Below are 12850 nucleotides of genomic sequence, written 5' to 3'. Positions count from 1 at the left end.
CCGTGATCGTCCGATCGTTCAAGGAAGTCGAAGGCACCGACCGCCACGTCAAGGCCGAGTCCGGTACCTGGGAGAGCAAGCGGATCGTCCTCGCCAAGGAACGGGTCGGCTTCTCGCTGCACGAGACCATCCTCTACGCCGGGACCGAGACGTCGATGTGGTACGCCAACCACGTCGAGGCCGTCGTCTGCACCAAGGGCGAGGCCGAACTCACCGACCACGAGGCCGGGAAGACGTACACCATCACCCCCGGCACCATGTACCTCCTGGACGGGCACGAGCGGCACACGCTGCGCGTCAAGGAGGACTTCCACTGCATCTGCGTGTTCAACCCGCCCGTCACCGGACGGGAGGACCACGACGAGAACGGCGTCTACCCGCTGCTCACCGAGCCCGAGGAGGTGTGACATCCAGTGACCACCATGACCACTGTCACCGACCTGTACCCCACCCGCGGCATCACCGAGGTGTCCGTCCCCCGCAAGGACCCGGTCCTCTGGGGCTCCCCGGACACGCCGGGCCCGATTGCGAACGCCGATCTGCAGGCGTACGAGCGCGACGGCTTCCTCGCCGTCGACCAGCTGATCACGCCGGACGAGGTCGAGGTGTACCGCGGTGAGCTGGAGCGGCTGGTCACCGATCCGGCGATCCGTGCCGACGAGCGCTCCATCGTCGAGCCGAAGTCCAAGGAGATCCGCTCGGTCTTCGAGGTGCACAAGATCAGCGAGGTGTTCGCGAAGCTGGTGCGCGATCCCCGGGTGGTCGGCCGGGCCCGGCAGATCCTCGGCTCGGACGTGTACGTCCACCAGTCCCGGATCAATGTCAAGCCGGGCTTCGGCGCGAGCGGCTTCTACTGGCACTCGGACTTCGAGACCTGGCACGCCGAGGACGGCCTGCCGAACATGCGCACGGTGTCCGTCTCGATCGCGCTGACCGAGAACTTCGACACCAACGGCGGGCTCATGATCATGCCGGGCTCGCACCGGACGTTCCTCGGCTGTTCCGGGGAGACGCCCAAGGACAACTACAAGAAGTCGCTCCAGATGCAGGACGCGGGCACGCCGTCCGACGAGGCGCTGACCGCACTGGCGAGCGAGCACGGCATCCGGCTGTTCACCGGCAAGGCCGGCTCGGCGACCTGGTTCGACTGCAACTGCATGCACGGCTCCGGCGACAACATCACGCCGTATCCGCGCAGCAACGTCTTCATCGTGTTCAACAGCGTGGAGAACACGGCGGTGGAGCCGTTCGCGGCGCCGGTGCGCCGGCCGGAGTTCATCGGAGCGACGGACTTCACTCCGGTGACGTGACGTGTGACCGTGCAGTGACCCCCCCGAGCACCGGGCCGGGGCCTCCTCGTGTGGGACGGGAGGCCCCGGCCCGGTGGTGTCAGCCGGACAGTGCCGCCAGCAGGCGGTCCACGTCGGCGGCCGTGTTGTAGAGGTGGAAGGCCGCGCGCAGATTGCCCGCGCGGTCGGAGACCTCGATGCCCGCGCGGCTCAGGCCCGCCTGCCGGAAGCCGAGACCGGGCACCGAGACGATCGCCGAGCCGGGTGCGGGCACCGGCTCGTGACCGAGCCGCGCGAGTCCCGCCCGGAACCGGTCGGCGAGGGCCACGTCATGCGCGTGGATCGCCGCCACGCCGAGTTCCTCGAGCAGGGCGAGGGAGCGGCGCAGGCCCGCGAAGGTGAACAGCGCATAGGTGAGGTCGAACCGCCTTGCAGAATGGGCGAGTTCGCCGACCGGGCCGTAGCAGCTGTCCCACGGCGCCTCGCCCGCGACCCAGCCGGCGAGTACCGGTGTCAGGCCGCCGAAGTCCTCGGGAACGGTGAGGAAGGCGGCCCCGTGCGGCCCCAGCAGCCACTTGAAGGAGACCGAGGCGGTGAAGTCGTAGGCCCCCGCGTCCATCGGCAGCCAGCCCGCGGCCTGGGAGAAGTCGACGTAGGTGCGCGCGCCGTGCGCCCGGGCGGCCGCGCGGACGGCGGGCAGGTCGGCGACGCGTCCGTCGGCGGACTGGGCCGCGCTGACCGCGACGAGCGCGGTGCCCGGGCGGACGGACTCCGCGATCCGCTCCAGCGGGACCGTGCGGACCTTGAGGTCGCCGCGGACGTGGAACGGGTTGAGCACGGAGGTGAAGTCGTCCTGGGCGGTGAGGATTTCGGCACCCGCGGGCAGCGAGGCCGCGATCACGCCGGTGTGCGCGGCCACGGAGGCGCCGGCCGCCACCCGGGTGGCGGGAACACCGGCGAGCCGGGCGTACGCGGCCCGGCAGGCCTCCACGTCCTCGAACAGTGGGTTCAGTGGCCGGCCCTCGGCCCGCAGCAACGCCGCCTCGTGCAGGGCTGCGACGGTACGGGCGGGCAGCAGGCCGCTGCTCGCGGTGTTGAGGTGGATGCTCTTGGGGGTGAACTCGGCGCGGACGCGGCTCTCGAACGTCTCCGTGGTGTCCATGGCACAACTTTGCGGCCCCACGAAGTCGCCGTCCATTGCGGATTTTTACGTGGTTCCGCTTAGCACGCCTTATACATCCGCGCCGACCTGCGGTTTTCAGTCGTGCCGCGGGACCGCGCACCCGTCCGGACCGCAGGCTTCCGCGTCCCCCTGCGCGACCGGCTTCAGCGGTGAGCGCTCGCCCCAGGCCTGGGCCAGCGCCTGGGTGAAGACCTCTGCGGGCTGGGCGCCGGATACGCCGTACGTGCGGTCGAGGACGAAGAAGGGGACGCCGTTCGCACCCAGCTGGGCGGCCTCGCGCTCGTCGGCGCGGACCGCCTCGGCGTACGCGAGCGGGTCGGCGAGCACCTTGCGGACCGTGGCGGCGTCCAGTCCGGCCTCGACGGCCAGCTCGACCAGGCGGTCGTCGCCCTCGGCGAAGACGGACCGCTCCTCGGCGAAGTTCGCCCGGTAGAGGATCTGGATCAGCTCGTCCTGCCTGCCGTGCTCCTTGGCGAGGTGCAGCAGGCGGTGCATGTCGAAGGTGTTGCCGTGGTCACGGTCCCGGGTGCGGTAGTCCAGGCCCTCGGCGGCGGCCTGGGCGCCCAGGTTGTCCTCGCCGGCCTGGGCCTGCGCCTCGCTCATGCCGTACTTCCGGGTCAGCATGGTGATCACCGGCTGCACCTCGCCCTTGGCGCGGCCGGGGTCGAGCTCGAAGGAGCGGTGCACCACCTCGACCTCGTCGCGGTGCGGGAAGGCGGCCAGCGCCTTCTCGAAGCGGGCCTTGCCCACGTAGCACCACGGGCAGGCGATGTCGCTCCAGATCTCGACGCGCATTCTCCGGCTCTCTCCAGGTCGTACGGGCACGGGGACTCTCCCCGGCGCCGGTACGTGAACGTTCAATGAGCGCGTTCCATTCCCCGGCCGGCCGGCTCACGCGGCCGTCCGCGGCCCGGTGCCGCGCCGGCTGAACTGGGCGCGGTAGGCGCTCGGGGTGAGGCCGGTGCGGCGGACCACGTGGGCGCGCAGCGAGTCGGCGGTGCCCAGGCCGCAGGCGGTGGCCACCTGGTCCATGGACAGGGTGGTGGTCTCCAGCAGTTCCCTGGCCCGCTCGATGCGCTGGTGCAGCAGCCACTGCAGCGGGCTGACCCCGCTCTCGGCGTGGAAGCGCCGGGTGAGGGTGCGGACGGAGACTCCGGCGTGCCGGGCCAGATCGGTGAGGGTGAGCGGTCTGTCCAGGTTGCGCATGGCCCAGCCGCGGGTGTCGGCGCAGACGGTGCCGCGCTCGGGCGGCAGCGGTGTCTGGGTGAACTGGGTCTGGCCGCCGGGGCGGACCGGGGCGACCAGGGCGCGGCGGGCGACCTCGTTGGCCACGGCGGCGCCGTAGTCGGTGCGGATGAGGTGCAGGCACAGGTCGATGCCGGCCGCGTAGCCGGAGGAGGTCAGGATCGGGCCGTCCTGTACGTAGAGCACGTCCGCGCGCAGGTCGACGTGCGGGTACCGCTTGCGCATCTCGTCGGCGTGCGCCCAGTAGGTGGTGGCCCGGCGGCCGTGGAGCAGGCCCGCCTCGGCGAGCTGGAAGGCGCCGGTGCAGATGGAGGCGATGCGCTTGCCGTCGGCGGCCGCCTCGCGGACGGCGGCCACGATCCGGGGGTCCGGTTCGAAGGGCGCCCCGGTACCGGCGACGACCACCGTGTCCGCCTGCCGCACTGCGTCCAGACCGTGCGGGACGTACAGGTCGAGGCCGCCGGTGGTGGGCACGGGTCCGGGCTCGGCCGTGCAGACGACCACCTCGTAGCCCGGCCGCCCGTCCGTCTCGACCTTGCCGAACAGCATCTCCGGCATGGCGAGGTTGAACATGGAGACGGGGGACGGGGCGATGACGGTGACGCGGTGCGGGGCGAGCCGCTCGGGCATGGCCAGAACCTCCGGATGCATGGCATTCAGGTCACTACTGTACGACGTCGCCGGTCCGCAGCATGAAGGGCATGTCAACGAAACAGATGCCGAAGGCCGAGGAAGCCGGCCTGACCACGGGCGGGTTGGCGCCCGGGAGCGCCTCGCCCGCCCTCACCCTCACCGCCTCCCTGCTCGGCTTCGCGCTGATCTGCCTCGACGCGTCGGTGGTGAACGTGGCCCTGCCCGCCATCGGTTCCGGCTTCGGCGCCGGCATGTCCGGCCTGCAGTGGGTGGTGGACGCCTACACCCTGTCCTTCGCCGCGCTGATGCTGTCCACCGGGGCCTTCTCCGACCGGATCGGGGCGAGCCGGGCGTTCACGCTCGGCACCGCGGTGTTCACGCTCGCCTCGGCGGCCTGCGGACTGGCCCCGGACCTGGCCTCGCTGATCGGCGCCCGGGTCGTGCAGGGCGTGGCGGCGGCGGTCGTGCTCCCGGCCTCACTGGCGCTGGTGCGCCAGGCCTACCCCGACCCGGCGCGGCGTGCCCGCGCGGTGGCCGCCTGGGCGGCGGGCGGTTCGCTGGCGGTGGCGCTCGGTCCGGTGGCGGGCGGCGCGCTGACCACGGTCTGGGACTGGCGCGGCATCTTCTTCGTGAACCTGCCGGTGGGCGCGGTGATCCTGGTGCTGCTGGTCCGGGCCCCGCGCTCGCGGCCCCGCCCCGCACCGGTGGACGTGCCCGGCCAGCTGACGGCGGTGGTGGCGCTGACGGCCCTGACGTTCGCGGCGATCGAGGGCGGTGCGGCGGGCTGGGCGGCGCTGGTGGTGGCCCTCGTCGCGGGCGCCGCGTTCCTGCGCGTCGAGGCGCGCCGGCCCCATCCGGTGGTGCCCCTCGGCCTGTTCCGGAACCGGACCGTGGCGACGGCGGTCGCGGCGGGAGCGGCGGTCAGCGTGGCCTTCTACAGCATGGTGTTCGTCTTCTCCCTCTTCTTCCAGCAGGTGCAGCGGCACTCCGCGCTGTACGCGGGGCTGATGTTCCTGCCGATGACGGGCCTGATCGCGGTGACGAACGTGGTCGCGGGCAAGCTCGCGAGCCGCTACGGCCCCCGGCTGCCGATGCTCGTGGGCCAGCCCGTCGCCGTCCTCGGCCTGCTCGCGCTGCTCTACGTCGACGCCGACACGCCGCCGCCGCTGGTGGCCGCGCTGCTGATCCCGCTGGCACTGGGGTGCGCGCTGACGGTGCCGCCGCTCACCGCCGCCATGATGGACGCCGTACCGGCCGACCGCGCGGGCCTGGCGGCCGGCGTGCTCAACGCGGCCCGGCAGGTCTCCGGCGGCCTGGGCATCGCGGTGTTCGGGGCGCTCGTCGCCGACGGTTTCGAGACGGGCATGCGGCTCAGCCTGGGGATCAGTGCGGCCCTGCTGACGCTGACGTCCGCCCTCAGCATCCGTCTCGCAGGTCGCTCGGCCAGGCGGTCCTGAACTCGATGTGGTCGTACGTGACCACGCACCCCTCCCCCAGCGGGGACTGGGTCATGAACCCGACCAGCGCGGCACCCGTCTCCTTCTCCTCACCCAGGGTGAAGAGCCGGACGAAGGTCCAGCGCACCCCGTCCCGGGAGGCGTGGAAGGCGAAGGCCCGTCCGGTCCGGCTGACCCGCAGCCACACCGAACTCCCCTCCACAGTGAAGGAGTTGGCGTCGTCGGAGTGCCCCCGGGTGACCACCGTGCAGACGGTGGGGACGTCCGGGGAGTACTCCAGGCAGAGCTTGGCCCAGGCCCGCTCGCCGACGTGGACGTACAGCACACCGGCGTCGAACGCGGCCCGGAACCCCACGGTGACGCGCGCGATCAGCTGGAAGTCCCCCTCGGGCGCCCCGAGCAGCCGGGGCGCGTCGGCGGCGGGGTCGACGGCCTCCCCGGTGGGCGGCACGAACCGGTCCTGCCGGGGGCCGGCCCATCCGCTCAGCACACCGTCCTCGTGGACCCAGTGACCGTCGGGTCCGTACGTCCGCAGCGGGAAAGGGAGTTCGGGAAGTTCCACGTCCATCGTCCGATTGTCGCAGTAGATGTTTCCTCGCCGCGGATGTTCCGGGGAGACCTCGCCGGTCCCGTCTCACGCGCCCGGCGCTACCGCTCCAGCACCCCGTTGAGCCGCCGGGGAAGCCCGAGCGGATTGTCGTCGCGGAGTTCCCTCGGCAGCAGGGCCTCCGGGGCGTTCTGGTAGACGACCGGCCGCAGCCACCGCTCGATGGCGGTACCGCCGACGGAGGTGGAGGTGGAGGTCGTCGCCGGGTAGGGCCCCCCGTGGTGCTGGGCCGGCGCCACGGCCACTCCCGTCGGCCAGCCGTTCACCAGCACGCGCCCGGCCAGCGGAGTCAGCTCGGCGAGGATCTCCCTGCCACGGCCCTCACCGGCCGCCTCCCGCGAGGACAGCTGGACCGTCGCCGTGAGGTTCCCCGGCAGCCGCGACAGCACCGCCCTCGCCTCGGTGTCGTCGTCGTAGCGGACCACCACGGTGACCGGCCCGAAGCACTCCTCCAGCAGCAGGTCGGCGGGCCCCGCCTCGGCCAGCCGGCTCGCCGCGACCGTCAGGACCCCGGCGCTGACCGTGTGCTCGCCGCCCGCGCCCGGCGGCACCGGGGACTCCACGCCCGCCAGGCCGGCACGCTCGCGCACACCGGCGATGAAGTCGTCCCGCATGCGGTGGTCGAGGAGCACCCCGGCGCCGGTGTCCCCGACCGCGCCGGTCAGGGACTTCACCAGCCGGTCGCCGCCCGCACCGGACGGCACCAGCACCAGACCCGGCTTGACGCAGAACTGGCCGACTCCGAGGGTCATCGACCCGGCGAGCCCGGCCCCGATCTCCTCCGCACGCTCGGCCGCGGCGTCCTCGGTGACCAGCACCGGGTTCAGCGAACCCAGCTCGCCGTGGAACGGGATCGGCACCGGCCGGGCGGCGGCCGCGTCGAAGAGGGCACGGCCGCCGCGCACGGATCCGGTGAAGCCGGCGGCGGCGATCAGTGGGTGCTCGATCAGCTCGACGCCCGCCCCGAAGCCGTGCACGAGGCCGACGGCGCCCTCGGCGATGCCGTGCTCGGCGGCGGCCCGGCGCAGCACCCCGGCGACCAGCTCGGAGAGTGCCGGGTGGTCGGGGTGGGCCTTGACGACGACCGGGCAGCCCGCGGCCAGCGCGCTCGCGGTGTCGCCGCCGGCGACGGAGAAGGCGAAGGGGAAGTTGGAGGCGGAGTAGACCGCGACGACGCCGAGCGGGACCTTGTGGCGGCGCAGGTCCGGGACCGGCGGGGTCGCGGTGGCGTCGGGGTGATCGATGATCACGTCGAGGAAGGCACCCTCGTCGACGATGTCGGCGAAGGCCCGCAACTGGTAGGCGGTGCGGGCGAGTTCGCCGGTCAGCCGGACCGGGCCGAGCGCGGTCTCGGCGTCGGCGGTCTCGATCAGGCCGTCCGCGGCCGCCTCCAGACCCGCGGCGGCCGAGCGCAGGAACGCGGAGCGGACCGCGCGGTCGGCGAGGCCGTCGCGGGCGGCCTGGGCCGCCCGCACCGCAGCGTCCACCTCCCGGGCTGTGGCCTCCACCGCAACCTGTTCCCGCTGCTTCCCGGTGCGCGGGTCGACACTCCAGACTGGTGCTGCTGCCACCGCGGGTCCCTCCCAATAAGGCCGCACTGTCTCGGTCACCCATCAGGCGCGTTCGATATACTGAACACTGTCTCTGATGATGAATACGCTGCTCGGAGACTACATATCTGGGTCCTCAAATATCCAGGTCCTCGTCGAACGAAGGGGTCAGAGGCGATGACGGCAGGCGACACAGGCGGCGGGGCGCAGGTCAAGTCCGCGGTACGGACCGTTGAGCTGCTGGAGTACTTCGCCGGCCGGCCCGGCATGCACTCCCTCGCGGCCGTCCAGGAGGCCGTGGGGTACCCCAAGTCCAGCCTGTACATGCTGCTGCGCACGCTCGTGGAACTGGGCTGGGTGGAGACGGACTCGACGGGCACCCGGTACGGCATCGGGGTGCGGGCGCTGCTCGTCGGCACTTCGTACATCGACGGCGACGAGGTGGTGGCCGCCGCCCGCCCGACGCTGGACCGGCTCTCCGACGACACCACGGAGACCATCCACCTGGCCCGCCTGGACGGCGTCAACGTCGTCTATCTGGCCACCCGCCAGTCCCAGCACTACCTGCGCCCGTTCACCCGGGTCGGGCGCCGGCTGCCGGCCCACTCCACCTCGCTCGGCAAGGCGATCCTCGCCACGTACACCGACGAGCAGGTGCGCAAACTGCTGCCCGAGACGCTGCCCGCGCTCACCGAGCACACCGTCACCGACCGGGAGAAGCTCATCGAGGAGCTGCACCAGGTCCGGGAGCAGGGGTTCGCGGTCGACCGCGAGGAGAACACGCTGGGCCTGCGCTGCTTCGGCGTGGCGATCCCGTACCGCACGCCCGCCCGGGACGCCGTCAGCTGCTCGGTCCCGGTGGCCCGGCTGACCCCCGCCCACGAGCAGCTGATCAAGGACGCGCTGTTCGACGCCCGGGACCGCCTGACGCTAGCGACCCGGAGGCTCTGACCCCGAGGCCCGCCGACCCGGGACGCACGGGAGGCACGGGAGAGGCCCGGAGCCGCGCGACGGTCGTGGGCGGGGGTTCGTGGCGGTCGTGGGCGCGGGTCCGTGGAGGTCGTGGGCGCGGGTTTGTGGCGGACGTGGGCGGGGGTCCGTGGCGGTCGTGGGCGCGGGTTTGTGGCGGACGTGGGCGGGGGTCCATGGCGGTCGTGGGCGCGGGTTTGTGGTGGTCGTAGGGTCGGTTCCATGGAGATCGCGTTGCGGACCGTGGCGGACGACGATCTGCCGGTGTTCTTCCGGCAGATGACCGACCCCGAGGCGGTCCGGATGGCCGCGTTCGGCCCGCCGGACCCGGGCGACCGGGCCGCCTTCGACGCCCAGTGGGAACGGCTGCGGAACTCCTCCGACGTGGTGCGCACGGTCGTGACGGACGGGCGGGTGGCGGGCAGCGCGGCGGTCTACGGCGAGCCCGGCGAGCGCGAGGTGACGTACTGGATCGACCGCGCGTACTGGGGCCGGGGTGTGGCCACGGCGGCCCTGCGGGCGCTGCTCGCCGAGGTGCCCGAACGGCCTCTGTACGCGCGTGCGGCGGCCGACAACGCGGCCTCGCTGCGGGTGCTGGGCAAGTGCGGGTTCCGCGAGTCGGTCCGGGCCCGCGGGTACGCGAACGGACGCGGCCGGGAGATCGAGGAGGTCGTCCTCGTCCTGGACGTCCGAAGCCCCCTGGGCGGCGGCGCCCGGGGTACAGGCGGCGATCCGGTCTCCTGAACGCCCCGGTTTCCTGAACGCTCGATGAGAATGCCGGCGGACGGGAACGTTCCCCCCCGTCCCGCTCGTCTTCCGAGCGGGATGAACAAGACGATCAGGCGGGCGTCCGTCTTCACACTGCTGCTCGTGCTCGCTCTGCTGGTCAGGGCGACATGGGTGCAGTTCTACGACGGCAAGGCCCTCGCGGACGACAACCACAACCGGCGCAACGCGATCGACACGTACTCGCGGCCGCTGGGGAACATCATCGTGGCCGGTGACACGATCACCGGCTCCGCACGGACGAAGGGGGGCGACCTCGCGTACAAGCGGACGTACAAGGACGGCAAGCTCTACGCCGCGGTGACCGGGTACGCCTCGCAGGCGTACGCGCCCACCCAGCTGGAGGGCATCTACACGGACCTGCTCAACGGCACGGACGCGAAGCTCAAGACGGTGATGGACACCGTCACGGGCCGGCGTGCCGATCCCGGCGACGTCCTCACCACGATCGATCCGGCCGTGCAGAAGGCGGCGTACCGCGCGCTGGGCGGCAACAAGGGCGCGGCCGTCGCGATCGACCCCAGGACCGGCAAGATCCTCGCGTCGGTGTCGACCCCGTCGTACGACCCCTCCACGCTGACCGACGCGAACACGGCCGGTTCGGCCTGGAAGTCGCTCAACGCGGACGAGGACAAGCCGCTCACCAACCGCGCGCTGCGCCAGCCGCTGCCGCCGGGCTCGACGTTCAAGCTGGTCGTGGCGGCCGCCGCGCTGGAGAACGGGCTGTACGAGAACGTGGACGAGCGGACCGACAGCCCCGACCCCTACATCATGCCGGGCACGGTGCACGAGCTGCCGAACGAGAACAAGTCGGCGCCGTGCAGGAACGCCCCGATCCGGGACGCCCTGCGCTACTCCTGCAACAACGTCTTCGGGCACATGGCCGTCCAGCTCGGGCAGGACAAGGTGCGGGAGATGGCCGAGAAGTTCGGCTTCAACGACCAGAAGCAGGACGTGCCGGTGCGGGCCTACCCGAGCGTCTACCCCTCCGACATGGACAAGGCGCAGACCGCGCTGTCCGGCATCGGCCAGTTCGACGTCACCGCGACCCCGCTGCAGATGGCCATGGTGTCCGCGGCCATAGCCAACGGCGGCAAGCTCGTCTCGCCCCACATGGTGTCGCAGATCACCGACGGCGGCGGTGAGGTGCTGCAGGACTACGACGACGACGCGGACACCCGGGAGATCGTCAGCTCCTCGACCGCCGAGCAGCTCCAGTCGGCCATGGAGACGGTGGTCAGGGAGGGCACGGGCACGAACGCGCTGATCGACGGGGTGACCGTCGGCGGCAAGACCGGTACGGCCCAGCACGGCGAGAACAACAGCAAGACGCCGTACGCCTGGTTCACCTCGTACGGCAAGTCCGGCGGCGGCAAGGAGGTCGCCGTCGCGGTGATGGTCGAGCAGTCGGACGCCGCGCGCTCGGAGGTCAGCGGAAACGGTCTGGCCGCGCCCGTGGCCAAGGCGATGATGGAGGCGGCGCTGAAGAGCTGAGGCGGGCCCGCGAGGGGGGCGTGCGCGCCCCCCTCGCGGCCTACTTCACACCCAGCACCTGCTCCACCGGATCGATCGCGAAGTACACGAGGAACAGCAGGGAGACCCCCCACAGCAGCCAGTTGACCTCTTTCGCCTTGCCCAGGACAGCCTTGACGAGGACGTAGGCGAGGAAGCCCGCGCCGATGCCGTCGGTGATGGAGTAGGTGAACGGCATCGCGGCGATGGTGAGGAACGCCGGGACGGCGATCTCGTAGTCGTCCCAGTCGATGTGCTTGACGTGGGTCATCATCAGGAAGCCGACCGCGATCAGCGCGGGCGCGGCCGCCTGGAGCGGGACGATGGTGAGCAGCGGGGTGAGGAAGAGGGCGAGGCCGAAGAGGCCGCCGGTGACCAGGTTGGCGAAGCCGGTGCGCGCTCCCTCGCCGACGCCGGCCGCGGACTCGATGTAGGCGGTGCTGGAGGAGGCGGAGCCGACACCGCCGGCGACGGCGGCCGCGCCGTCGATGAACAGGACGCGGCCGATGCCGGGCACCTGCCCGTTCTCGTCCAGCAGACCGGCCTCGGCGCTGATGCCGACGATGGTGCCCATCGCGTCGAAGAAGTCCGACAGGATGAGGGTGAAGACGAGCAGGACGGCGGTGAGGACGCCGGCCTCGGCGAAGCCGCCGAACAGGCTGAAGTGGCCGACCAGGGCGAAGTCCGGCGCGGCGACGATATCGTCCGGCACCTTGGGCGTGGTCAGGCCCCAGCTCTTGATGTCGGCGACGGTGTCGATGACGACGGCCACGACGGTCATCGTCACGATGCTGATGAGGATCGCGCCCTTCACCCTGCGGGCGAGCAGCGCGACGGTGAGCAGCACGCCGAGGCAGAAGACGAGGACGGGCCAGCCGGTGAGGCGCCCGACGGCGCCGAGCTGCACGGGCACGGTGGTGTGGGCGGCGTCCGGGATGCGGCTGACGAACCCGGCGTCGACGAAACCGATGAAGGCGATGAACAGGCCGATGCCGACGCCGATCGCCTGCTTCAGCTGCTGCGGGATCGCGTTCATGATCGCCTCCCGGAGTCCGGTGAGGACCAGCAGGCAGATGATCGCGCCCTCCAGCACGACCAGGCCCATCGCGTCGGACCAGCTCATCAGCGGGGCGAGTTGGAAGGCGACGACGGCGTTGAGGCCGAGGCCGGCGGCGATGGCGAGCGGGAGGTTGCCGCCGACACCCATGACGATCGTCATCACGCAGGCCACCAGCGCGGTGGCGGTGACGAGCTGGCCGGTGTCGAGGGAGTGGCCGTACTTGTCCCTGGCGCTGCCCAGGATGATCGGGTTCAGGACGAGGATGTAGGCCATGGTGAAGAACGTGGCGAAACCGCCGCGTATCTCCCGGCCGAACGTGGATTCCCGCTCGGATATCCGGAAGTACCGGTCGACGCGGTTGCGGGCGGGTGGCGCGGTGCTCGGACGCTGGTCCGCCTTCTGCGTCTCGGACATGGTCCAACTCCCCGGGGTCTGACGGCGGTGTGCGGATGCTGGCTGGATTGTGCCCGCGTAGCGCCTGTTTCAGGTTTTCCCCGTGTTACGGAATCGGCTTCGGCCGGCCGCGGTCCCGGGTGCGGGCGGCCCGGCGGGGCCGCCC

12 protein-coding genes are annotated in these 12850 nt (G+C 71.8%); 6 read left to right on the top strand and 6 right to left on the bottom strand.

What is annotated here, in order from left to right; translation table 11 throughout:
- Nucleotides 1-2 precede the first annotated feature (2 nt).
- Together ACGFT2_RS31540 and thpD are read left to right on the top strand one after the other, a co-directional pair.
- Nucleotides 3-407: an ectoine synthase gene (locus ACGFT2_RS31540; RefSeq protein ID WP_393284945.1), complete on the top strand. Its 405-nt coding sequence runs from the start codon at nt 3-5 to the stop codon at nt 405-407.
- Nucleotides 408-422: 15 nt separating this feature from the next.
- Nucleotides 423-1310: an ectoine hydroxylase gene (gene thpD / locus ACGFT2_RS31535; protein WP_393284943.1), complete on the top strand. Its 888-nt coding sequence runs from the start codon at nt 423-425 to the stop codon at nt 1308-1310.
- 79 nt (nt 1311-1389) lie between these two features.
- Here the strand turns inward: thpD and ACGFT2_RS31530 are convergent, their stop codons facing one another.
- From ACGFT2_RS31530 to ACGFT2_RS31520, 3 genes are all read right to left on the bottom strand, one after another.
- Nucleotides 1390-2451 carry an aminotransferase class V-fold PLP-dependent enzyme gene (locus ACGFT2_RS31530; protein ID WP_393284941.1) on the bottom strand — a complete coding sequence of 354 codons (1062 nt, stop codon included), beginning with the start codon at nt 2449-2451 and terminating at the stop codon, nt 1390-1392.
- A 96-nt stretch (nt 2452-2547) separates the two neighbouring features.
- Nucleotides 2548-3267: a DsbA family oxidoreductase gene (locus tag ACGFT2_RS31525; protein ID WP_393284938.1), complete on the bottom strand. Its 720-nt coding sequence runs from the start codon at nt 3265-3267 to the stop codon at nt 2548-2550.
- 96 nt (nt 3268-3363) lie between these two features.
- Nucleotides 3364-4368: a GlxA family transcriptional regulator gene (locus tag ACGFT2_RS31520; protein ID WP_393284935.1), complete on the bottom strand. Its 1005-nt coding sequence runs from the start codon at nt 4366-4368 to the stop codon at nt 3364-3366.
- Nucleotides 4369-4418: 50 nt separating this feature from the next.
- Here ACGFT2_RS31520 and ACGFT2_RS31515 point away from each other — a divergent pair, with 50 nt between their 5' ends.
- Nucleotides 4419-5807 carry an MFS transporter gene (locus ACGFT2_RS31515; RefSeq protein ID WP_393284933.1) on the top strand — a complete coding sequence of 463 codons (1389 nt, stop codon included), beginning with the start codon at nt 4419-4421 and terminating at the stop codon, nt 5805-5807.
- On the opposite strand, the gene ACGFT2_RS31510 is transcribed toward ACGFT2_RS31515, so the two are convergent.
- Nucleotides 5767-6375, bottom strand: coding sequence for a DUF1349 domain-containing protein (locus ACGFT2_RS31510; protein WP_393284930.1), 609 nt, complete (start codon nt 6373-6375; stop codon nt 5767-5769). The genes ACGFT2_RS31515 and ACGFT2_RS31510 overlap by 41 nt on opposite strands.
- A gap of 80 nt (nt 6376-6455) precedes the next feature.
- On the bottom strand, nt 6456-7985 hold the full coding sequence (locus ACGFT2_RS31505; protein WP_393284928.1) for an aldehyde dehydrogenase (NADP(+)): 1530 nt from the start codon (nt 7983-7985) through the stop codon (nt 6456-6458).
- A 156-nt stretch (nt 7986-8141) separates the two neighbouring features.
- Between ACGFT2_RS31505 and ACGFT2_RS31500 the strand changes: the two genes are divergently transcribed.
- The 3 genes from ACGFT2_RS31500 (at nt 8142) to ACGFT2_RS31490 (ending at nt 11213) form a co-directional block, all read left to right on the top strand.
- Nucleotides 8142-8915, top strand: coding sequence for an IclR family transcriptional regulator (locus ACGFT2_RS31500; protein WP_393284926.1), 774 nt, complete (start codon nt 8142-8144; stop codon nt 8913-8915).
- Between the two features lie 240 nt (nt 8916-9155).
- Entirely contained in the window at nt 9156-9677 is a 522-nt protein-coding gene (locus ACGFT2_RS31495; RefSeq protein WP_393284924.1) for a GNAT family N-acetyltransferase, read from the top strand.
- An 81-nt stretch (nt 9678-9758) separates the two neighbouring features.
- On the top strand, nt 9759-11213 hold the full coding sequence (locus tag ACGFT2_RS31490; RefSeq protein ID WP_393284922.1) for a peptidoglycan D,D-transpeptidase FtsI family protein: 1455 nt from the start codon (nt 9759-9761) through the stop codon (nt 11211-11213).
- Between the two features lie 40 nt (nt 11214-11253).
- Here ACGFT2_RS31490 and ACGFT2_RS31485 read toward each other — a convergent pair whose 3' ends face one another.
- On the bottom strand, nt 11254-12705 hold the full coding sequence (locus ACGFT2_RS31485) for an NCS2 family permease (RefSeq protein ID WP_393284919.1): 1452 nt from the start codon (nt 12703-12705) through the stop codon (nt 11254-11256).
- Nucleotides 12706-12850: the final 145 nt, after the last annotated feature.

This window comes from Streptomyces sp. NPDC048514, from assembly GCF_043199955.1.
Lineage (GTDB): Bacteria > Actinomycetota > Actinomycetes > Streptomycetales > Streptomycetaceae > Streptomyces.
Note: the sequence above shows the minus strand (reverse complement) of the source record. Positions and strands in the feature narration are given on the sequence as shown.